This window comes from Aquitalea sp. FG25 (assembly GCF_057809375.1).
Map to the genome: position 1 here is coordinate 47,490 of NZ_JBMDJV010000009.1, position 20,318 is coordinate 67,807.

At 60.3% G+C, this 20,318-nt stretch carries 14 protein-coding genes and 1 other RNA gene; 14 read left to right on the plus strand and 1 reads right to left on the minus strand.

The window, feature by feature from the left end:
- The first annotated feature begins 52 nt into the window (after positions 1–52).
- The 5 genes from ACODR9_RS09850 to uriT all read left to right on the plus strand — a co-directional run bounded on the left by ACODR9_RS09850 (position 53) and on the right by uriT (position 9,318).
- Complete coding sequence (locus tag ACODR9_RS09850; protein ID WP_488809086.1) at positions 53–1,801, plus strand: autotransporter assembly complex protein TamA; 1,749 nt, start codon at positions 53–55, stop codon at positions 1,799–1,801.
- Positions 1,801–5,616, plus strand: coding sequence for a translocation/assembly module TamB domain-containing protein (locus tag ACODR9_RS09855; RefSeq protein ID WP_488809087.1), 3,816 nt, complete (start codon positions 1,801–1,803; stop codon positions 5,614–5,616). Before ACODR9_RS09850 ends, ACODR9_RS09855 begins: the two co-directional genes overlap by 1 nt.
- A 152-nt stretch (positions 5,617–5,768) precedes the next feature.
- The gene (locus ACODR9_RS09860) at positions 5,769–6,971 is read left to right on the plus strand and encodes a M20 aminoacylase family protein (protein ID WP_488809088.1); all 1,203 of its coding nucleotides are present in this window, start codon (positions 5,769–5,771) and stop codon (positions 6,969–6,971) included.
- A 65-nt stretch (positions 6,972–7,036) separates the two neighbouring features.
- The gene (gene uriH, locus ACODR9_RS09865; protein ID WP_488809089.1) at positions 7,037–7,981 is read left to right on the plus strand and encodes a uridine-preferring nucleoside hydrolase UriH; all 945 of its coding nucleotides are present in this window, start codon (positions 7,037–7,039) and stop codon (positions 7,979–7,981) included.
- A complete protein-coding gene (gene uriT / locus ACODR9_RS09870; protein WP_488809090.1) occupies positions 7,978–9,318 on the plus strand; it encodes a uridine transporter UriT in 1,341 nt (446 codons plus the stop codon). Before uriH ends, uriT begins: the two co-directional genes overlap by 4 nt.
- Positions 9,319–9,365: 47 nt before the next feature.
- Here the strand turns inward: uriT and ACODR9_RS09875 are convergent, their stop codons facing one another.
- Complete coding sequence (locus tag ACODR9_RS09875) at positions 9,366–12,536, minus strand: bifunctional diguanylate cyclase/phosphodiesterase (RefSeq protein WP_488809091.1); 3,171 nt, start codon at positions 12,534–12,536, stop codon at positions 9,366–9,368.
- A gap of 107 nt (positions 12,537–12,643) precedes the next feature.
- Here ACODR9_RS09875 and rnpB point away from each other — a divergent pair.
- From rnpB to tsaC, 9 genes are all read left to right on the plus strand, one after another.
- Positions 12,644–13,006: RNase P RNA component class A (rnpB, locus tag ACODR9_RS09880), an RNA gene on the plus strand.
- A 142-nt stretch (positions 13,007–13,148) separates the two neighbouring features.
- Positions 13,149–14,171, plus strand: a complete 1,023-nt coding sequence (dusB, locus tag ACODR9_RS09885; RefSeq protein ID WP_488809092.1) for a tRNA dihydrouridine synthase DusB — start codon at positions 13,149–13,151, stop codon at positions 14,169–14,171.
- Between the two features lie 86 nt (positions 14,172–14,257).
- Entirely contained in the window at positions 14,258–14,494 is a 237-nt protein-coding gene (locus ACODR9_RS09890) for a helix-turn-helix domain-containing protein (RefSeq protein ID WP_045845804.1), read from the plus strand.
- 144 nt (positions 14,495–14,638) lie between these two features.
- Positions 14,639–16,216: a bifunctional phosphoribosylaminoimidazolecarboxamide formyltransferase/IMP cyclohydrolase gene (gene purH / locus ACODR9_RS09895; protein WP_488809093.1), complete on the plus strand. Its 1,578-nt coding sequence runs from the start codon at positions 14,639–14,641 to the stop codon at positions 16,214–16,216.
- Positions 16,217–16,291: 75 nt separating this feature from the next.
- Complete coding sequence (locus ACODR9_RS09900) at positions 16,292–17,143, plus strand: hypothetical protein (RefSeq protein WP_488809094.1); 852 nt, start codon at positions 16,292–16,294, stop codon at positions 17,141–17,143.
- A 74-nt stretch (positions 17,144–17,217) separates the two neighbouring features.
- Entirely contained in the window at positions 17,218–18,495 is a 1,278-nt protein-coding gene (gene purD, locus ACODR9_RS09905; protein WP_488809095.1) for a phosphoribosylamine--glycine ligase, read from the plus strand.
- Positions 18,496–18,643: 148 nt separating this feature from the next.
- The gene (locus ACODR9_RS09910; RefSeq protein WP_488809096.1) at positions 18,644–18,865 is read left to right on the plus strand and encodes a hypothetical protein; all 222 of its coding nucleotides are present in this window, start codon (positions 18,644–18,646) and stop codon (positions 18,863–18,865) included.
- A 39-nt stretch (positions 18,866–18,904) separates the two neighbouring features.
- Entirely contained in the window at positions 18,905–19,633 is a 729-nt protein-coding gene (locus ACODR9_RS09915) for a substrate-binding periplasmic protein (protein ID WP_488809097.1), read from the plus strand.
- A complete protein-coding gene (tsaC, locus tag ACODR9_RS09920) occupies positions 19,630–20,298 on the plus strand; it encodes an L-threonylcarbamoyladenylate synthase type 1 TsaC (protein WP_488809098.1) in 669 nt (222 codons plus the stop codon). The genes ACODR9_RS09915 and tsaC overlap by 4 nt, the downstream gene beginning before the upstream one ends.
- The last annotated feature ends 20 nt before the right edge of the window (positions 20,299–20,318 follow it).

Sequence of the window (20,318 nt, forward strand, 5' to 3'; positions counted from 1 at the left end):
CCAGACTGAACCAGTTTCGCTACCATCAGTCGGATTCCAGATGAATGCCGACATGCTGCCACGAACCTCTCCCCTTACTTTGTCATCCGCTCTTGCCCTGACACTGTGTGCTACACCAGTGTGGGCCAAGGTGGATTACACCGTCAGTGTGGATGCGCCGTCGACACTGGCCAGCCTGCTGAGTGATCATCTTGAGCTGGTTGCTGCGCGCAGCGACCCGGATCTGGATGAATTCCAGCTACAGGCCATCATCAAGGAAACACCGGGCGCAGCGCAGGCATTGCTGGAGACCGAAGGCTATTTCACGTCAACCATCCGCGTGGAAGAGCAGGGCGAGCATCAGTATGTCATCAGGGTCGAACCCGGCGAGCCGGTCATCATCGACGACGTTACCCTGCAACTTGGCGGCGACATCCGTCAGCAAGCCGATTACCAGCAACGGCTGGCGGCAGTGCTGGAGGCCTGGTCGCTTCCCATTGGTGCACCTTACCGGCAGGAAGACTGGAGCAGTAGCAAGCGGGCCATCCTGCGCTTGCTCTCTGTTGATCGTTTCCCGCTGGCCCGCATCGTCAAGAGCCAGGCGGATATCGACCCACAAACGCATCGCAGCCAACTGCTGGTACAGCTGGACAGCGGTCCGCTGATCCGTTTTGGTCCTACCCATATCAGCGGTAACAAGCGCTACCCAGTCAGCGTGGCAACTGGCCTTGCCGACTTCCAGCAGGGTGATCCCTACCAGCAAAAGAAGCTGCTGGACTACCAGGCAGCGCTGGAACAGGCAGCCCAGTATTCCGGCGTGGTAGTCAATGCCGACATGGCACGCATCGACAATAACCAGGTTCCGGTAGAGGTAAGCCTGACCGAGTTTCCCAAGCAGAAGCTGGAGCTGGGCCTGACCTATGACTCGGAAGACGGCCCGGGTACCCGTATTGGCTATGACTACTACAATCTGTTTGGCAAGGGTTGGACCGGTTCAGCCTTGCTGGACTGGAAAAACAGCGACCGCAACCTCAGTTTTGGTCTGGGCTTTCCGCGTCAGGCAGACAATTACTCGCACTCCATCACGTCTTCATTCAAAGAGACCGATATCCAGGGGGTGAAAACCACCACCATTGATGCCGGGGCCTGGCGTATCCGCTCGCATGAAAAAATCAATGCCCGTTTCGGAGTGGAATTCATCCAGGAAAAGGAAACCATCGGTAATACCCCCAGCAATAACACCCGCGCCCTGCTCGGGGTGTTTGGCTGGACACGGCGTGATGTGGACGACAGCCTGCGGCCCCGTTCCGGCACCCTGCTGGATGCTTCGCTTTCCAGCACGCTAGGCGGCGTACTGTCCACCACCAGCTTTGTGCGCGGCTATGCGCGTGGCGTGAGCTACTGGAGCCCCTGGCCCAAATACGGCACCTTGCTGACCCGCTTGGAAATCGGCCAGGTGTGGGCCAAGGACAGTGATGAAGTACCGTCTTCTCAGCTGTTTCGTGCCGGTGGCTCCAATAGTGTGCGCGGTTACGCCTACCAGAGCCTGGGTTTGCCCGGTGCCGACGGTGCCGTGGTGGGCGGACGGGTGGTGGCAACCGCCACCCTGGAATACCAGATTCCCGTTGCCAAGGATTGGGCCATTGCCCTGTTCCACGATGCCGGTAATGCCGCGCAAAGCTGGCAAAGCTTCAAGCTGGAGCACTCCAATGGTATCGGTGTGCGCTGGATGAGCCCGGTGGCACCGCTGTCCATGGATATTGCCAAGGCGGAAAAAGACGGCAAGCTGCGCTGGAACATGAGCCTGGGGCTGGCGTTCTGATGCCGGGGCAAGCATTGCCAGATCCGGCGCTGCCGCCGGAAGCGCCGCAGCCGCCCCGACGGCCCCGTCGCCGTTGGAAGCTTGGCCTGTGCTTGCTACTGCTGAGCATGCTGCTGGCCGCGCTCACATGGCTGACTGGCAATGCCCAGGGTTTTGCCTGGCTGTGTCAGCAGTTACCGGCATTGAGCAATCAACAGTTGAGCATTGCCCGCAGTGAGGGAAGCTTGTGGTCCGGTTTTACCTTGCATGACATCCGCTGGCGTTCACGCTACCAAGATGTCGATATCGACCGCTTGCAATTGCAATGGCAGCCCGCAGACCTGTGGCAGGGCCGTCTGCAGGTGCAGCTGCTTGATATCGGCCATGTACGGCTGAGCAGTCGTCCCGCCCCGGCCACGCCACCGGCAGGTGCGCCGGCCTCACTCTCCCTGCCGCTGGACATCCGGGTGGAGCAGTTGCAACTGGCCAGCCTGACCCTGCTGCCTGCCGATGTCCGGTTTTATGGTTTGCAGGCCAGCTATGCCTATCAGCATCAACAGCATCAGTTACAGCTAAAACGCCTGCAAACCCCGTGGGGCAGTGCCAGCGCCGGGCTGAACATTGCCGATACCACACCGTTTGCCACGCATGGCCAGCTTAAGGCCCAGGGAGAGCTGGAGCAGATTCCCGTACAGGCCGATCTGAAGCTGGCAGGTAACCTGCTGGCGTTGCAGCTGGATGCGACAGGTAGCGGCAAGGGCATGCTGGCCGAAGCCCACGGTACCTTACGGCCCTTTGCCTTTAACCCTTACAACCGGTTCGGGCGACTGGATGTCAGGGTGGGCGGCATCAATCCCCAGTCTGTTTTCCCGGCCTGGCCCAAGGCGCGGCTGGGCTTTGCCGTGCATGCGGAGCCGGATGGCGGTGTGCGCATCAAGGGTGGCTTGTCCCTGCTCAACAGCCAGCCGGGTCCGGTATCTGCCAGCCAGCTTCCCTTGTCGCTGCTCGTGGGGGAGTTCCGTGCAGATGACAAGGTGTTGTATCTGGACAAGCTGATGGCCCAGCTGGGTGCTGGTCAGCTCAATCTGACGGGCAAGGTGGAGCCGCGCTCACTCGACATCGTGGCGCTCATTCACAATATCAGCCTTAAATCGCTGCATGCGGCAGCCCCTGACGACATCATCAGGGGAACTGCACGCATCGCCGGCCCTTTGGTGGGGCCAGATATCCGGGCCAGCCTGTACGGCAAGGCCCTGCAGCTGGAAACCGCGCTGGGTTTCGAACAGGATGCTGCGGGCCGGACATTGCTGTTGCGCCAGCTGGATCTGACCGCCGGTGCAGGCAAAATGAACGTGTCCGGCAAACTGGGGCTGGAAGGAAAACAGCTATACCAGCTGGAAGGCAAGCTGCTGAAGGCTGATCCATCCCGGCTGCAAACCGGCCTGCCTGCGGGTGAGTTGAATGCGGCCATCAAGGCCAGCGGTCAGTTGACCCAGCCATTAGCCGGCAAGGTGGCTGTGCAGTTTGCCCCCAGCCGCTTGTCCGGTGCTCCGCTGGGCGGCCAACTGACGGCGGATTGGCAGGGCCAGCGCTTGCGCCAGTTACTGGCCGATCTCACGCTGGCCAACAACCGCCTGCAAGCCAGTGGTGCGTATGGTGCGGTTGGAGACAAGCTCAAACTGCTGATTGATGCCCCCAATCTCTCCCTGCTGGGGCGTGGTTTTTCCGGCACCGTCAAGGGGCAGGCCGAACTGGCAGGCACGCCCAAAGCGCCATTGCTCAGCACAAGTCTGCGCGCTGAGCGGCTGCATCTGCCTGGTGACTTGTCTGTACAGAGTCTGAGTCTGGATGGTGACATCAAGGCTGACCCTGGCAGCCCCTTCCGATTGCAACTGGTTGCAGACAAGCTGCAGGCCGGCAGCTTCAGTGCTGAGCAGTTGCGAGCTCAAGGCAATGGCACGCGTACGCGCCACCATGTTCAGCTGGATGGCCGCTTGCGTCTGGCCGGACAGGCCTATCAACTGCAACTGGCTGCCAGTGGTGGTTTACCCGTTAACAGCGGGCAATGGCAGGGTGTGCTGGAGCGGCTGGAGCTATCTGGCAAGCCTGGACTCAGCCTGCAATCGCCGCTGGCGCTGGAGGCGGGTGCCGCCCGAATACGCCTGGGTGCTGCACGTCTGAATGTGCTGGGCGGGAGCGTGTCGCTGGCCGAGCTGGATAGCAGCAACGGGGTTCTGTCTACCCGTGGACATGCCGAAGGGCTGCACCTGGCCGACCTGGCCCCGCTGTTGCCATTGCAGGTGGAACAGAATCTGGTGCTGGATAGTGCCTGGGCTTTGAATCTCAATGGCAAGCAGCCACAAGGGCAGCTTTGGCTAAAGCGGGTGGCCGGTGATATCCGTCTGCCTGCTGAGGCAGGGCGGCCTGCGCCGCTAGGCTTGAGATCGGCGCAAGTCAATATGCGGTTTGATGGCGGCAGCCTGCGGTTCGATACCACCATCGACAGCCAGTATGCCCAGCTGACCGGCAAAGGCAGCCTGCCGTGGAATGGTGGCCATATCGACGCCCGGACGCCGCTTGCCGCCACCGCTACGGTGTCCTTGCCATCACTGGCAGCACTGGCGCAGCTGTCTTCCCCGGCACTGGAGCTGGGTGGCCAATTGTCTGCCAATCTGGCGTTGACTGGCCCGTTAGGTCAATTGCAAGGACAAGGCAATATCCAGGGCAGCCAGTTGCTATTGTCCGATCACCGAACCGGCATCCGCCTGGGAGATGGCGTGCTGCAGGCACACCTGAATGGCCGCAGCCTGGTGCTGGACCGCTTGCGCTTTGCCAGTGGACAGGGAGATGTGGTGGCCAGCGGCAGTCTGGATTTGAAGGACGCCGGGCCGGATGCGGTGGTCAGGGTGGTGCTCAACAAGTTCAGCGTCTTTGACAAGCCCAGCCGCAAGCTGGTGGTTTCCGGCAACGCCGAACTGAGCATGGTGGAGCACAAGATTGCCCTGACTGGCCGTATTCGGGCGGATCAGGGGCGAATAGACCTGCCCAAGGGCGGAGCGCCCACGCTGAGCGACGATGTGGTGGTCAAGGGCCGTAGCGCGGCCGAGCCGTCAGCTTTTGCCAGCCTACCGTTGACCGTGGCGCTGGATCTGGATCTGGGAGACCGCTTCCGCTTTGTCGGCCAGGGTCTGGATGTGGAGTTGACCGGGGTGGTCAAGGTAACGGCCAATCCCGGCCTACCGCCGGGTGCACGTGGTCAGGTCAGGGTAGTGAAAGGCCGCTACAAGGCTTATGGCCAGGATCTGGATATTGAGCAGGGCATCATCAGTTTTGTAGGGCCGCTAGATAATCCGGCACTCAATGTCGTGGCCAAGCGCCACCTGTCGCCTGTCGGGGCCGGGGTGGAGGTGTCTGGCAGTGTATCTGCACCGCGCATCCGCCTGGTGGCGGATGAATCGATGTCGGAAAAGGACAAACTGGCCTGGCTGGTGCTCGGCCATGCGGCCAGTGGTGACCGGGATGACTCCGCGCTTGCCGCATCTGCCGGCATGATGTTGGCCGGCTCGATTAACGACCACGTCGGCCTGTTCGATGAACTGGGCATGGCCAGCCGCAAGGAAAGAACCCTGGCAAATGGTACCGTGAGCCCGGCTGAGCAGGTGGTCACGGTAGGGCGGCAGCTCACCCGTGAACTGTATCTTGGTTACGAATACGGTGTGACCAGTGCCGATCAGGCCGTCAAGCTGGCGTACCAGTTGAGCAAGGGATGGTCCATGGTGTTGCGCGCGGGTACCAATACATCGGTGGAGTCTCGCTACACCCTGCGTTTTGATTGATTCCTTGCGCCCGTATTGCCGCAGAATTCACGGCAGCCCAGCGCTGCCCCTGCTGGCTTGCTGGTGAAACTGCTCTTTGTTCCGGTATCGCACTAGCCCGGTTTTCTTTCAGTCTCTGCACTTTTGCACCAGCACTTGCGGAGACCCCCATCATGTTCAGCGCCATCCTGCCAGGCATCCAGAACATCGCCGACGAAATGATCGCCTTGCGTCGCCAGTTGCATGCACATCCCGAACTCGGTTTCGAGGAGTTCAATACCAGTCGGCTGATCCAGGAAAAACTGCAAGCCTGGGGCTATCAGGTTTGCACCGGCATCGGTGGTACCGGGGTGGTGGCCACCCTGCAGTGTGGCAAGGGGCCAAGCATCGGTTTGCGCGCCGACATGGATGCCCTGCCCATCCAGGAAAGCGGTACTCGCCCCTGGATCAGCCAGATCGACGGCAAGATGCATGCCTGTGGTCATGATGGCCACACCGCCATCTTGCTGGCGGCTGCCTGTGAACTGGCGCGCAGCCGGCGCTTTGCCGGTACCTTGCACCTGTTTTTCCAGCCTGCCGAAGAAGGACATGGTGGCTCCGGTGCCAAACGCATGCTGGATGAAGGCTTGTTCCAGCGCTTTCCCTGCGATGCCATTTTTGCCCTGCACAATATGCCGGGCATCCCCTTGGGCAAACTGGGTTTTCGTGCCGGGGCTTTCATGGCATCCACCGATACCATCACCATTCACTTGCATGGCACCGGCGGCCATGGTGCCATGCCGCAGAGTGCCATCGACCCGGTTGTGGTGGCGGCAGCACTCGTGATGGCACTGCAAACCATCGTGTCGCGCAATGTGTCACCACTGGATACCGCAGTGGTGACAGTCGGTGCCTTGCTAGCCGGTGATGCAGCCAATGTGATTCCCGCCAGTGCCGAATTGCGCCTGACGGTACGCGCATTGAAAGCCGATATCCGCGAACTGCTGCATCTGCGCATTCGCCAACTGGCCGAGCAGCATGCAGCTGCCTATGGTGCGCACGCAGAAATCATTTTCGAACATGGCTATCCGGTGCTGATCAACGACGACATCATCACCCATCAAGCCAGCCTGTTGGCGCGCGAGTGCCTGGGCGCGAGCAATGTGCTGGAAGACCTTCCCCCGCTCACCGGCAGCGAGGATTTTGCCTATTGGCTGGAGCAGGTGCCGGGCTGTTACTTCATTGTTGGTAATGGCGATGGTGAAGGCAGCTGCATGGTGCATAACCCTGGCTACGACTTCAACGACGAGGCTCTGCCACTGGCCGCCAGTTTTTGGGTCCGGCTGGTGGAGTACTGGCTGGCAACGGACAGTGCATCTGCCGATATCAATGGCTGAAGTCCTTTAATGGCACGGGGGCGTCGCTCCCGGCTGTTTCCCTCCCAGAATGCAGGGGATGTACCATGCGCAGAAAAATAATTCTCGATTGCGATCCGGGTCACGATGATGCCATCGCCATGCTGCTGGCGCATGGCAGCCCGGTAATCGAACTGTTGGCGGTGACGACGGTTGCCGGCAATCAGACCCTGGAAAAGGTGACCCGCAATGCGCTGGCCGTGGCCGAACTTGCCGGCATGGATGTGCCGATTGCCGCTGGCTGCGCGCGCCCGCTGGTGCGGGAAATCGAAGTGGCACCTTCCATTCATGGCGACAGCGGCATGGATGGGCCGGTGCTACCGCCTCCCACTCGCCAGGCCGACCCCCGGCATGCGGTGGACCTGATCATCGAACTGATCATGGCCCATCCGCCGGGCGAGATCACCCTGGTGCCAACCGGTGCCCTCACCAATATTGCCCTGGCCGTGCGCAAGGAGCCGCGCATTGCCAGCCGGGTGCGCGAAGTGGTGCTGATGGGTGGGGGCTATCACACCGGCAACTGGAGTGCGGTCGCCGAGTTCAATATCAAGATCGACCCGGAAGCTGCCCATATCGTATTCAATACCCCCTGGCCACTCACCATGGTGGGACTGGATCTCACCCATCAGGCGCTGGCCACCCCTGAAGTACAGGCGCGCATTGCCGCCCTGGCAACCCGCCCGGCCCGCTTCGTGCAGGAACTGCTGCGGTTCTTTGGCGACACCTACCGCCGTGAACAGGGCTTTGCCAGCCCACCGGTACACGACCCCTGTGCGGTGGCTTATGTGATCGATCCGCAGGTGATGACGGTACGCAAAGTACCGCTGGATGTGGAGCTGCACGGCACCCTGACGCTGGGCATGACGGTGGCCGATTTCCGTCAGCCACCCGCCGAGGATTGCCATACCCAGGTGGCGGTGCAACTGGATCAGCACTATTTCTGGCAGATGATTGAAGACGCTTTGCGCGTGATCGGGGAGGGACGGACATGAGTCGTGCCAGTCAGCCCGGTCTTGCCAGCCTGATGACGGCACTGCTGGCCGCCTGCATTGCCTTTCAGCTCAATGCCAGCATGCTCAGTCCGGTACTGGTGACGATGGCTGGGGAGCTGCAGGCCAGCGATGCGGCGGTGGGGATGTCGCAAACAGCATTCTTTACCGCAGCGGCCCTGTTTTCACTGTTTCTGCCTCGTCTGGGCGATATGGTGGGGCGCAAGCGGGTGTTGCTGGGCATGTTGCTGGTTATGCTGGCGGGCAGTGTGCTGGCTGCGCTGGCACCATCGGTTGCCGTGCTGCAACTGGCCCGCTTGATACAGGGGGTGTCCGGGCCGGTGGTGCCGGTTTGTCTGCTGATGCTGTACCACGAGGTGGACGATCCACAGCGTTATGGCCTGCTGATGGGGGTTATCACCGCCGTCAACGGCGGCATTGCGGGTATCGACGCAATTGCCGGTGGCTGGCTGGCAACTGCCTTTGGCTTCCGGGCGGTGTTCTGGTGCATTGCACTGTTTGCTGCACTGGCTTGTGCGCTGGTTGCCTGGCTCGCCCCGGAGTCCAGGCCGTCTGCGCAGGCGCGTATGGATTGGCCCGGTGTTGGCTGGCTGGTGTTGTCATTGGGCAGCCTGTTGTGGGCACTACATCTGCTGGCCGCTGGCCGTGATAACGACGGGTTGCTCAGCGCAGGCATGGCCCTGGCGGGGATGCCGGGGCTGGGCCTGTTTCTGTATACCGAACAGCGTAGCAGTCAGCCGTTGCTTGCCTTGTCCCTGCTGCGGCAGCGCTGCATCTGGCCCTTGCTGCTGACTACGGTACTGACGATGACGGGGGTGTTCGCCATCATCAACGGGCTGGTGATGACGCATGCCCAGCAGGCTGTTGGCGGCTTTGGCCTGTCAGCAGAGCAGGCAGCCTGGTTATTGCTTACGCCTTATGCCCTGGTGGGATGGCTGGTGGGGCCGCTGGCTGGTCAACTGGCCCCACGCTGGGGATATGGCCGGGTGTTGCGGCTGGGGTTGGCAGGCAGCCTGCTGGCGATTGTGCTGATGCTGACACAGGGCTTGTCCAGCCTGGGGTGGATGATGGCCGCCACGGTGCTGGCCGGTGTGGCTTATGCCGGTACTGCCAACATCATGCTTAATGGACTGGGTGTTGTGCTGTCACCAGCAGGCAGCCCTGGGCTGTTGCCGGGCCTTAATGCAGGCGCTTTCAATCTGGGTGCCGGCCTCATTTTGCCTTGTTGCCAGCGGTGCAGTCGCTGCGAGGCAGCCCGTCTGATGGCATGTTGCTTGGCCTTGGCATCGTGGTGCTGGCTGGCGCTTGTTCCTTGTTGATTCCACGTCCAGGGCAGGCCGAACGCGTGGCGTCGGCCCGCGAGGTGTCACAGGATGGCTTCGTCTAGCTGGGAAGCCAGGCTGTCCGCAGTCTGTGGTCTGCCCAGCAGATAACCTTGAATGCCACCGCAACCGAGTTCGCGCAAATAGTGATGCTGCGCCTCGGTTTCCACGCCTTCGGCCAGGGTGCTCATTCCCAGCGCACGGGCCAGATGAATGATGGCGGAAACAATGGCGGCATCCTCGCTGTCACCGGGCAGCTCGCAGACAAAGGAGCGGTCGATCTTGATGGTGTCCGGGGCAAAACGCTTGAGATAGGCCAGGCTGGAATAGCCGGTACCAAAGTCGTCTACTGACAACCTCACCCCCATCGCCTTGATGATGGCCAACTGGCGGGCTGCCAGGTCGGCATCTTCCATCAGCGTGCTTTCGGTGACTTCGATTTCCAGGCAATGGCCGGGTAGGCCGCTTTCCTGCAAGGCAGCACGGACATCATCGATGAAATCCATCCGTGCCAGCTGGCGTGCCGAGACATTCACGGCAATCTTGGGCAACTGCAGGCCTTGCTGACGCCAGCGGGCCATCTGCATGCAGGCTTCGCGCAGCACCCAGCGTCCCAGTGGAACGATCAAACCGCTGTCTTCGGCAATCGGAATAAAGCGGGATGGCATGATCAGGCCTTCCTGCGGGTCCTGCCAGCGCAGCAGTACTTCACAACCGATCAGGGCATTGCTGTTGATGTCGTATTGCGGCTGGAACAACAGGAACAGTTCCTCCTGCTCCAGTGCATGGCGCAGCCGGTTTTCCAGTTGCAGCCGATCGGCCACCTGGGTGTTCATTTCACGGGCGTAGAAGCGGAAGGTATTCCGGCCATGGGCTTTGGCGTGGTACATGGCCAGATCGGCATTCATCAGCAGGGCCTGGATGTCCTGGCCATCATCCGGCAACAGGCTGATGCCGATGCTGCAGCTGACGACCAGCGAAGTGCCATCCATATCAAATGGCAGCTGCATGGCGCGCAGGATACGTTCGGCAACCTGTGCGGCCTCATCGGGCTGGGCGATGGAGGGAAGGATCAGCACAAACTCGTCGCCACCGGTGCGGCCTACGGTGTCCAGCTCCCGCACCGCGCCGCACAGCCGGCCAGCCACCTGCTTGAGCAACTCATCACCGGTGTTGTGTCCCAGGGTATCGTTGATGTTTTTGAAGTGATCCAGATCGACAAACAGCACCGCCAGCTGCCCGGACTGGCGTTCCGCCAGACGAATGGCCTGCTGCAGGCGGTCGTTGACCAGAATGCGGTTTGGCAGATCGGTGAGGGCATCGTATTCGGCCAGATGCTGGATACGGGCTTCGTGTTCCTTGCGCTCGGAAATATCGGTAAAGAAGGCAACATGGTGGGTGATCTGTCCGTGCTCATCGGTCAGCACGCTGATATTCAGCCACTCGGGGAAGGCCTCACCATTCTTGCGGCGGTTCCAGATTTCGCCAGACCATTGGCCGCGTTCTTTCAGGCTAGCCCACATGCGCCGGTAGAAATCGGCATCGTGCTGGCCGGATGCCAGCATTGCGGGCGACTGCCCCAGCACATCCTGCTCGGTGTAGCCGGTGATCTGGGTAAAGGCCTGGTTGACCGCCAGAATGCGGTTATCGGCGTTGGTAATCAGAATGGCTTCATTGCTGGATTCGAACACCTTGGCCGCCAGGCGTTGCTGGCGGGCGGCATGATGACGCTGGCTGATGTCACGTGCTGTGGCGCACAGATAACGCACGCCCTGGTAGTCCAGCCCGGTCAGGGTGACTTCCAGATGCAGATGTCCCTGCCGACATTGCAGCCGGGTTTCAAATGTATGTGGCAGTGCCTGGCCTGCGTGTGAAAACAGTTGCTGCGACAATTGGCTGCGCAACGTCTCGTCCTGCCCCATGCAATCCTGGGCAGCGCGGTTGGCGTAAACCAGCACGCCGTCTGCGGTTTGCAGGGCGACCAGATCTGTCGCATGGTCAATCATGAAATGGCTGAGCTTCAGTTCGCGCGTGCTGGATTCCAGCTCGACATGGCTGCGGCGCAGGTCAAGCTGGTAGCGGGCCAGCAGTGCGTTCATCCAGCGCACAAACCACCAGGACAGTAAACCGGCACTGGCCATGGCCAGCAAGCTCATCAGCAATGTGGCCTTGATACGGCCCAGCAATTGTCCTTCCAGCGCGGTACTCGCTTGTATGCTGCTGTCGCGGATGGACTGGATGTGCATGGCGTTGACCAGGGTCCAGTCCCAGCCGGGTAGTCGGCGGGCATAGGCCAGGTGGCTGACTGGTGCACCGTTTTTGCCCGCAGGAATGCTGTATTCCATAAAGCCACCTTGCCGCCCCAGTTGGATGGCCTCCAGCACCCGCTTGCGCAGTGCCGGTGCCAGCGCCAGGTAGTGGCGGCCCTGCAGGGATGGATTGGCCGGGAACAGCTGCAGCACGCCCTGATTGTCGATGACCATCAGGTCATCGTTATCCTTGTCCAGTTGCATGCTGGCAAGCAGGGCAAGTGCACGCTGCTGCAGTGATGCCTCTACATTGGCAATGTATTCGCCGCTGCCAATCAGCCAGCCATAAGGTGCAAACTGTCGTGAATAGGCAACTTTGTCGGCCATCATCCGGCTGCCAGGCAAGTACCAACGGTAGCTGGCATAACCTTCTTGCTCGGGTGTGCTGACCGCAGTAATCAGCGTCTTCATGATGTAGCGGCCTTGATCATCCCTGTTTTCCAGCAGCGAGCTGCCTTCCAGCTGAGGTGCGGTGGGCAGCAAGACGCAGCGGCCACCCATGGTGTCGATAAAGAAGTAGCCGCGCCCGTCAAAAAAGCTCAGCGGCCGCAGTGCTTCGATGATCAATGCCTTTACCCGTGCCGGTGGCAGGCGTGCGTGTTCCTGCTGCCAGATACCATCAGCCACATGATAGGCCTGATCTACCTGATCCTTGAGCTGCTGCTTGAGGGTGTCGGTGGCATGCGCGCGCAAGGCCAGCAGAGTTTGTGCGGTATGGTCGCCAGAGGATTGGAGATATTCCTGCGCGTGCCGATAGGCATCGCTTTCCACTTGCTGCTGGCGCGCGTGGAAGTCTTCCCAGCTGGTCAGCAGGAAATAGGCCGCCAGCGTGATTGCCAGCAGAAAAATGATGAGCAGGGTGCCAAGCAGCTGCAAGCGCGACAGCCTGGCCTGATTTCTCTCCATTGATAAATATATTCCACAGAAATAGCGGTTCAGTATAAATGAATACTATCTGGTCACTTGTAAAAAGTGCCACAACTTTGATCTGCTTCAGGTAAAATCGCAGGTTGGAAGTCAGACAGACAGTCGCCGCGCTGCTGCGCAAGCAGGGGCGGGGAGGAAAGTCCGGGCTCCGCAGAGCATGATGCCGGCTAACGGCCGGGCGCCGTGAGGCGACGGAAAGTGGAACAGAGAGCTGAACCGCCGATGGCTGACTTGTCAGCACAGGTAAGGGTGAAAAGGTGCGGTAAGAGCGCACCGCGAACGTGGCAACACGGACGGCAGGCTAAACCCCATCAGGAGCAAGACCAAATAGGGGGGCGTTAACGTGGCTCGCGTTGTCCCCGGGTAGGTTGCTTGAGACTGTCGGTAACGGCAGTACTAGAGGAATGACTGTCCAACGACAGAACCCGGCTTATCGGCTGACTTCCAACCCCCACCCCTTCAGCAGTACCCGCCAGTACCATTTCTTCTGGCTATCGACCTTGCTCAAAAAATAAGCAAAAATTTTTTACCGCCTAAAAAAAAAGCAGTACAATGGCCGCCCTTTTGCTTGTTTGACCGCAGAAAACTCCGATGCGCATAGGCCCTTACACCCTGAAAAACCGGCTGATCGTCGCCCCCATGGCCGGCGTGACGGATAGGCCGTTTCGCATGCTGTGCAAGAAAATGGGTGCAGCCATGGCAGTGTCGGAAATGATCACGTCCAACAAGTCCTTGTGGGCCACAGCCAAGACCTTGCGTCGGGCCGACCATGCCGGCGAAGTGGAGCCGATTTCGGTGCAGATTGCCGGTTCGGACCCGCAGCAGATGGCGGAAGCAGCACGTATCAATGTGGAGCAGGGCGCGCAGATCATCGACATCAATATGGGTTGTCCGGCCAAGAAAGTATGCAATGTGGCAGCCGGTTCGGCCTTGTTGCGTGACGAAGCGCTGGTGGGTCGCATTCTGGAAGCGGTAGTCAAGGCGGTGGATGTACCGGTGACGCTGAAAACCCGTACTGGCTGGAGCCCGGAACACCGCAATGCCTTGCGCATTGCACGGCTGGCCGAGGATTGCGGCATCGCGGCGCTGGCGCTGCATGGCCGTACCCGCGAAGACATGTATCGGGGGGATGCCGAGTACGACACCATCCGCGCGGTCAAGGCCAGCATTGGTATTCCGCTGATTGCCAATGGTGACATCGACACCCCGCAAAAGGCGCAGCAGGTATTGCAGTACACCGGAGCCGATGCGGTGATGATAGGCCGGGCGGCGCAGGGGCGGCCGTGGATTTTTCGCGAGATGCAGCACTATCTGGACACGGGAGAGTGTTTGCCGCCACCCCGGGTGACGGAAATCCGCCAGATCATGCTGGAGCATCTGGATGATTTGTACGGGTTTTACGGTGAGTATTCCGGCTGTCGTATCGCCCGCAAGCATATTGCCTGGTACACCAGGGGGCTGAGGGGTTCCAATGAATTCCGCCAGGCGATGTACCAGCTGGAAGAAACCGCCGGGCAACGGCTGGCAGTTGCCGCTTATTTCGATCAGCTTGCCGGGCAGTCAGAACGACTGGAATACGCTTCAATCCTGGCAGAAGAGGCCGTTCCGGTCTGACTGACAGGCAGGGGCAGACCGCCAGCGGGCGGGCTACAGTGCAGTACGCAGCGTTCACACCATATGTTGAAGACAGAACAATAAACATGCAAAACAACGAACATATTTCGCAGTCGGTCCGGCTGGCGATGGAACAATATTTCCGTGATCTGGACGGCGAAATTCCCGCCTCCATCTACGATATGGTGCTGGCCTGTGTGGAAAAACCCCTGATCGAGGTAGTGCTTACCCATACCCAGGGTAACCAGACCCGGGCGGCGGAGCTGCTCGGGCTCAATCGCAACACGCTGCGTAAAAAAATGAAGTCGTATGATTTGATATGAAGATAAACCGGCCATACCCCACACAGGATGGCCGGTTTTTTTGTGCCTGCCGGCAAGGCAGGGCAAGCCGGATACGGCCTGATGCGGGCATCGGGCCACAGTTAAAACAGCTTTTTCATTCATTAGCCAAGGTGGTAGAGAAACATGACCAAAATCGAACGCGCGCTGATCAGCGTATCCGACAAGACCGGTGTTCTGGAATTTGCACAGCAACTGGCCGCACTGGGCGTGCACATCCTGTCGACTGGCGGTACTGCCAAATTGCTGGCTGACAACGGTGTGCCGGTGACCGAAGTGTCCGATTACACCGGCTTCCCGGAAATGCTGGATGGCCGTGTGAAAACCCTGCACCCCAAGGTGCATGGCGGCATTCTGGGTCGTCGCGACCTGCCGGAACACGTGGCCAAGATGGCCGAATACGATATCGGCAACATCGACCTGGTGTGCGTGAACCTCTACCCGTTTGAAGCCACCATCGCCAACCCGGACTGTGTGCTGGAAGACGCCATCGAGAACATCGACATCGGCGGCCCCACCATGGTGCGCTCCGCCGCCAAGAACTGGGCCCACGTTGCCATCGTCACCGACGCTGCCGACTACGCTGCACTGTCCGCCGAACTGAAGGCCAATGACGGCAAGCTGGCCAAGACCACCCGCTTCGAACTGGCCAAAAAAGCCTTCACCCACACTGCTGCTTACGATGGTGCCATCTCCAACTACCTGACCAGCCTGGCCGATGGCGTGGTGAGCGGCAAGCCCGAACGCGTGGCTTTCCCCAACCGCCTGAATGCCCAGTTCGTCAAGGTGCAGGACATGCGCTACGGCGAAAACCCGCATCAATCCGCTGCCTTCTACCGCGATCTGGACCCGGCAGCCGGCACCATCTCCGGCTACCGTCAGCTGCAGGGCAAGGAATTGTCCTACAACAACATCGCTGACGCTGATGCAGCCTGGGAAGCAGTCAAAACCTTCGACCAGACCGCCTGTGTCATCGTCAAGCACGCCAACCCCTGCGGCGTGGCCGTGGCCGGTGACACCCTGAGCGCCTACAAGCTGGCTTTTGCCACCGACACCACCAGCGCCTTTGGCGGCATCATTGCCTTCAACCGCCCGGTAGATGCTGAAACCGTGGAAGCCGTGACCGGCCAGTTCCTGGAAGTGCTGATCGCCCCGTCCTTCACCGAAGAAGCCAAGGCCATCATCGCCGCCAAGAAAAACGTACGTGTGCTGGAAATTCCGCTGGAAACCGGTGCCAACCGCTATGAACTGAAACGCGTGGGTGGTGGTGTACTGGTACAAACCCCGGACATCCGCAATGTGGCGCTGGACGAACTGTGCGTGGTGACCAAGCGTCAACCCACCCCGCAGGAAATGTCCGATCTGCTGTTCGCCTGGCGCGTGGCCAAGTTTGTCAAATCCAATGCCATCGTGTTCTGCAATAACGGCCAGACCGCCGGTATCGGCGCTGGTCAGATGAGCCGCGTGGACTCCACCCGCATCGCCGCCCGCAAGGCGCAGGATGCCGGTTTGAGCCTGCAAGGTGCCGTGGCCTCCAGTGATGCCTTCTTCCCCTTCCGCGACGGTATCGACGTGATTGCCGAGCAGGGCATCAAGGCCATCATCCAGCCGGGTGGCTCCATGCGTGACGAAGAAGTGTTTGCCGCAGCCGACGAGCATGGCATTGCCATGGTGCTGACCGGCGTGCGTCATTTCCGCCACTAAGCGCGAGCAGCCTCCCCGCGCAGTTTGCGTTGGGGAGGCCTGTATCATGTTGCTTTGCCGTCCGCCGGAGAAGCCGTGACCAAGACCAACAGGACCATGCTGCTGATTGTGCTGATACTCGGCCTGGCCGCCGGGGTGTACTGGCTGGAACAGCCGTCAACGCCGCCTGCTGCCGTGTTGCCCGCCGCCCGTGCGCCAGATCTCAAGCCGCTGGCCGAGCAGGCCGTGGCGGTATACCGCAGTGCGCAGAACATGCAAACCGCCACCAAGCCCGGGCAGTGGAAGCTGGATGCCAAGGCCAGTAATAGTGCGGGTCCGTTTGTTGGTAGCTTCGGGCCGCTGCAACTGGCGCAGGACGGCCAGGGCCGTCAGCTGCTACTGACCACCTTTGTGGCAGATACGGCGGATTCTGCCGGCGAGGGTATGGACAGCTTTGCCGCTTCCGGTATCAGCCGCCTGCTGCTGTTTGTGTTGCAGAACGGCCAGTACGTGCTGCAGACGGAGAAGCAGCTGGAAATGGGCACCAACGGCATGGCGGCCAGCGCACGCGTGGTACAGCTTGGCCCGCATGAATGGGGCTGGGTGATGCAAAGTGGCTATCTGCAGCAAGGCTACACCGCCAGTACGGTGGAGTTTTTCCATGCCACGGCCACAGATATTCGCAGCATGGGGCATCTGACCGAACAGGCCGACAACAAAGGTGTGTGCGGTGACGGTGGTGGGGATGGCTGTCCGGCGGTGACTGATCTGCAGGTACGCTGGCGCTGGCTGCCACAAGTTGGTGCCGCCAATGGCCGCTTCTACCCGCTGGATGTGCAATGGCAGGGGCTGATCGACGGCAAGAAAATCAGCCAGCACGCGCAATTGCTTCCCGATGCAGGTAGCGGGATTTATCCGTTTCCCGCCACGCTAAATGTACAATTCTGAGCGCAGCCCGACCGGGCTTGCGGCTTGAAGTCGGCAGCCAAGGCGCTGCCGCTAACGATGAAGGATCTCGCAAGATGAAAGTGTTGGTAATCGGTTCCGGTGGCCGCGAACACGCACTGGCGTGGCGTATTGCCAAGTCCAATCGCGTCTCCAAGGTATTTGTGGCCCCGGGCAATGCCGGCACCGCCTTGGACCCCAATCTCACCAATGTCGAGCTGAACGGCAATGACGCCCTGGTGGAATTTGCCCGTCGTGAAGACATCCAGCTCACTGTGGTCGGCCCGGAAGCGCCGTTGGCTGCCGGTGTGGTGGATGCCTTCCGTGCGGCTGGCCTGAAAATTTTCGGCCCCACCCAGTTCTGTGCCCAACTGGAAAGCTCCAAGGACTTTGCCAAGGCCTTCATGCAGCGCCATGGTATTCCCACTGCCGGTTACCAGACCTTTACCGATGCAGCCGAGGCCCATGCCTATGTGGCTGGCAAGGGCGCGCCCATCGTGATCAAGGCCGATGGCCTGGCGGCGGGCAAGGGCGTGGTAGTGGCACTGACGTTGGACGAAGCCCATGCCGCCATCGACGACATGCTGGTGGGCAACAAGATGGGCAGCGCTGGTGCGCGCGTGGTAATCGAAGACTTCCTGCAAGGCGAAGAAGCCAGCTTCATCGTGATGGTGGATGGCGACCACGTGTTGCCGATGGCCACCAGCCAGGATCATAAACGTCTGCTGGACAACGACCTGGGCCCCAATACCGGCGGCATGGGTGCTTACAGCCCGGCACCGGTGGTTACCCCGCAGGTGCATAACCGCGTGATGCGCGAAATCATCCTGCCCACGGTGCAAGGCATGAAAAAGGACGGCCACAGCTACACCGGCTTCCTGTACGCCGGTCTGATGATCGACCACGACGGCAACCCGTTCACCATCGAATTCAACTGCCGCTTTGGCGACCCGGAAACCCAGCCCATCATGGCGCGCTTGAAGTCCGACTTCACCGTGCTGCTGGAAGCCGGTGTCAACGGCAAGCTGGATCAGGTGGAAGCCGAATGGGACCGCCGTGTGGCGCTGGGTGTGGTGCTGGCTGCCGCCGGTTACCCGGATGCGCCGCGCAAGGGCGACGTCATCACCGGCCTGCCGGCAGAAACCGCAGACAGCATGGTGTTCCATGCCGGTACCACCTTCAACGACAGCAAGCAGGTGGTGAGCCATGGTGGCCGCGTGCTGTGTGCGGTAGGCCTGGGCGACAGCGTGAAAATGGCCCAGCAAAAAGCCTATGCGGTGGCCGATGCCATCCATTTTGATGGTAGCCAGCTGCGCCGCGATATCGGCAGCAAGGCGATCAACCGCCCCAAGTAAGCGCTTATGGCGCAACGGCATGCAACGGCACCCTGGCGGTGCCGTTTTCTTTATCGGTTTTTGATGTGTTGCGTGGCTATCTCTATGCGATTTTGACCGGCAGGACACTACATTCTGCTTGTCAGTCATCGTCCAGCAGGAGTCCGCCATGTTTGCCTCGCCTGCCCAAACACCACACTTGCCGCACAGCGCCCAGGCGTTGTTGCGCCATGCCCGCCGTTGCTGCTGCCGGGTGAGCTACTGGCTGCGCCAATTCCGCAGCCCGGCCCAAGTCTCGCGCTGTTGTGCCTGGCGCTCCTTGCCGCCAGTGCCGCCGACATCAGCAAAGCAGCAAAAAACCGACCTATATGGCAGGCCCCCGCAGGCTTGACTAGACTGCAAATGTCGCTGACATCCGGGAGCCGCTGCCATGTCCATCCGTCTGTTACTTGCCAGCGTACTATTGACTGCCAGTCTTGCCGTCCACGCCAGCCCGCCGCTGCGCATTCTCACCGAGGACTACCCCCCCTTCAATATGATGGGCAGTGGGGGCCGCATCAGCGGGATGTCCACCGATGTCTTGCAAGAAGTGTTTCGCCGAGCCGGTATCAGCTATGCCATCGAAATGCTGCCATGGATTCGTGCGCTCAATCTGACCATACTGGAAAGCAATACCTGCCTTTATTCCACCGCGCGTACCGATGCACGCGAGCATCAGTTCAAATGGGTTGGGCCATTGGTTGATAATCCCTGGGTACTTTATGGCAGAAATGATAGCCGTCATGCCATCAAGTCACTGGAAGAAGCCAGACGTTTCAAGATAGGCGGGTATAGCGGGGACGCGACCGCCCAGTTCCTGATTGATCGCGGCTTCGATGTGGATCTGGCCAGCACCGACCAACTCAATATCAAGAAATTGCTGGCGGGGCGCATCGACTTCTGGGCTACCGGGAAATATCCTGGTGCAGCCTTGCTGGCCAGAGAAAAAGTCACCCAGTTGCATCCCATCCTGACATTCAACACCCCCATGCTGTATCTGGCGTGCAATCCTGGCATGCCGGACGCACTGATACAGCAATTGAATGATCAGCTACGCAGTATGCAGCGCGATGGCACGCTGGTGCACCTCTACGCCAAATATATTAACCAGAAAGAGTGAGCAGACTGCAGATCGCGGTTTCATCCGGTGCGGCGCTGCCGCTACAATGGCAGCTTCGCTTCAACTCCTTGCCAACCTGCATGCCGTCTTCCTGCTTGTCCTCGCCATATCGTCTGCCCAAGGCAGGCTTGCTGATGCAGGCGCGCGCACGTTTGCGCGCGGGTGGGGTGATTGCCTATTCCACTGAATCCTGTTTCGGGCTGGGTTGCCTGCCGACGGATGTGCGGGCGATCCGACGAGTGCTGGCGGTCAAGGCAAGGCCGAATCACAAGGGCCTGATTGTCATCGCCGCCGATGTCAGCCAGATCCGTCATCTGGTGCAGCCGCTTTCCGCCGCACAATGGGCGGAACTTGCCACTTACTGGCCCGGTCCTTATACCTTTTTGCTGCCAGCCGCGCGCAAGGTGCCGCCAGCGCTGCGTGGCCGCCATGACCAGATTGCGGTGCGCATTACCGCCCATGGCGAGGCCGCCGCGCTGTGCCGTGCTTTGGGTAGTGCGCTGGTGTCCACTTCTGCCAACCGGGCGGGCCAGCGTGCGTTAAAGACTGCAGCAGCATGCCGCAAAGCCTTTGGCCAGACGGTACTGACCTTGCCTGGGCGCATAGGCAAGCGCAGAAAACCTTCCACCATCATTGATTTCACAACTGGCCGCGTATTGCGCTAGGCCGTTTTAATTCAGACAAG

Coding starts and splice junctions, on each gene's coding strand:
- ACODR9_RS09875 (WP_488809091.1), bottom strand. CDS start 12,536: ATGGAGAGAAATCAGGCCAGGCTGTCGCGCTTGCAGCTGCTTGGCACC.
- ACODR9_RS09850 (WP_488809086.1), top strand. CDS start 53: ATGCTGCCACGAACCTCTCCCCTTACTTTGTCATCCGCTCTTGCCCTG.
- ACODR9_RS09915 (WP_488809097.1), top strand. CDS start 18,905: ATGTCCATCCGTCTGTTACTTGCCAGCGTACTATTGACTGCCAGTCTT.
- ACODR9_RS09860 (WP_488809088.1), top strand. CDS start 5,769: ATGTTCAGCGCCATCCTGCCAGGCATCCAGAACATCGCCGACGAAATG.
- purH (WP_488809093.1), top strand. CDS start 14,639: ATGACCAAAATCGAACGCGCGCTGATCAGCGTATCCGACAAGACCGGT.
- ACODR9_RS09890 (WP_045845804.1), top strand. CDS start 14,258: ATGCAAAACAACGAACATATTTCGCAGTCGGTCCGGCTGGCGATGGAA.
- uriT (WP_488809090.1), top strand. CDS start 7,978: ATGAGTCGTGCCAGTCAGCCCGGTCTTGCCAGCCTGATGACGGCACTG.
- ACODR9_RS09855 (WP_488809087.1), top strand. CDS start 1,801: ATGCCGGGGCAAGCATTGCCAGATCCGGCGCTGCCGCCGGAAGCGCCG.
- dusB (WP_488809092.1), top strand. CDS start 13,149: ATGCGCATAGGCCCTTACACCCTGAAAAACCGGCTGATCGTCGCCCCC.
- uriH (WP_488809089.1), top strand. CDS start 7,037: ATGCGCAGAAAAATAATTCTCGATTGCGATCCGGGTCACGATGATGCC.
- purD (WP_488809095.1), top strand. CDS start 17,218: ATGAAAGTGTTGGTAATCGGTTCCGGTGGCCGCGAACACGCACTGGCG.
- ACODR9_RS09910 (WP_488809096.1), top strand. CDS start 18,644: ATGTTTGCCTCGCCTGCCCAAACACCACACTTGCCGCACAGCGCCCAG.